At 59.7% G+C, this 1,412-nt stretch carries 2 protein-coding genes; both read left to right on the top strand.

All coding sequences use genetic code 11. The features are described 5' to 3' along the window. Positions 1-454 (top strand): HAD-IA family hydrolase (locus AC1DRJ_RS27660; protein ID WP_477804947.1); only part of this gene is annotated, 454 nt, incomplete at its 5' end. A gap of 71 nt (positions 455-525) precedes the next feature. Continuing rightward, the coding region (locus AC1DRJ_RS27655; RefSeq protein WP_477804946.1) for a chorismate-binding protein at positions 526-1,412 on the top strand (887 nt) is incomplete at its 3' end.

The following is a 1,412-nucleotide window of genomic DNA, read 5'->3' as shown; positions in this document are numbered from 1 at the left end:
GATCACTAACAAGCCGGAGCGTTTCGTCGCGCCACTGCTGGATCAGATGAAAATCGGCCGCTACTTCAAATGGATCATCGGCGGCGATACCTTGCCGCAGAAAAAGCCCGATCCGGCCGCGCTGTTTTTCGTGATGAAAATGGCCAACATCCCGGCCTCGCAATCCTTGTTCGTCGGCGATTCGCGTAGCGATGTGCTGGCGGCGAAAGCGGCGGGGGTCAAGTGTGTGGCGCTCAGTTACGGCTACAACCATGGCCGGCCGATTGCCGAAGAGTCACCGGCGCTGGTGATCGACGATCTGCGCAAACTAATTCGCGGTTGCCTGGATCCAGCCGCTGAGATAACGTTGCGCGACGCTGTTCAACCCCCAGCTGGAAACGCCATCGTGGTGGTCACTCGCAAACTCTGGATGAAAGTCATCAAGGCCCTGGCCCGCTGGCGTTGGCGCGCCTGACTTGTTCCTGGCCGGCGTACCGGCGCGTTTGCATACCTGACCGTTAGACCCTCAAGCCACGAGGCTACCCCATGATCCGCGAAGAATTCCTGCGTTTGGCCGCTGCCGGCTACAACCGCATCCCGCTTGCCTGCGAAACCCTGGCTGACTTCGACACGCCGCTGTCGATCTACCTGAAACTGGCTGACGAGCCGAACTCCTACCTGCTGGAATCGGTTCAGGGCGGGGAAAAGTGGGGCCGTTATTCGATCATTGGCCTGCCGTGCCGCACCGTGCTGCGGGTGCATGACCATCACGTCAGTGTGACCGTCGATGGCATCGAGACCGAAAGCCAYGACGTTGAAGACCCGCTGGCCTTCGTCGAAACCTTCAAGGCCCGTTACAACGTGCCGACCATCGCCGGTCTGCCTCGTTTCAACGGCGGTCTGGTGGGTTACTTCGGTTACGACTGCGTGCGGTATGTGGAGAAGCGCTTGGGCAAATGCCCGAACCCGGATCCACTGGGCGTGCCGGACATTTTGCTGATGGTCTCCGATGCGGTGGTGGTGTTCGACAACCTCGCCGGCAAGATGCACGCGATTGTGCTGGCCGACCCGGCGCAGGCCGATGCTTTCGAGCATGGCCTGGAGCGTCTGGAAGAACTGCTGGAAAAACTTCGCCAGCCGATCACACCTCGCCGCGGCCTGGATTTCAGCAAGCAACAGTCGGCTGATCCGGTGTTCCGTTCGAGCTTCACCCAGGACGATTACGAAAAAGCCGTCGACACCATCAAGGAATACATCCTGGCCGGTGACTGCATGCAGGTCGTGCCGTCACAGCGCATGTCGATCGACTTCAAGGCTGCGCCGATTGATCTGTACCGGGCGCTGCGTTGCTTCAACCCGACGCCTTATATGTATTTCTTCAACTTCGGCGACTTCCATGTGGTCGGCAGTTCGCCGGAAGTGCTGGTACGGGT

It is taken from the genome of Pseudomonas sp. P5_B2, assembly GCF_056400445.1.
Note: the sequence above shows the minus strand (reverse complement) of the source record. Positions and strands in the feature narration are given on the sequence as shown.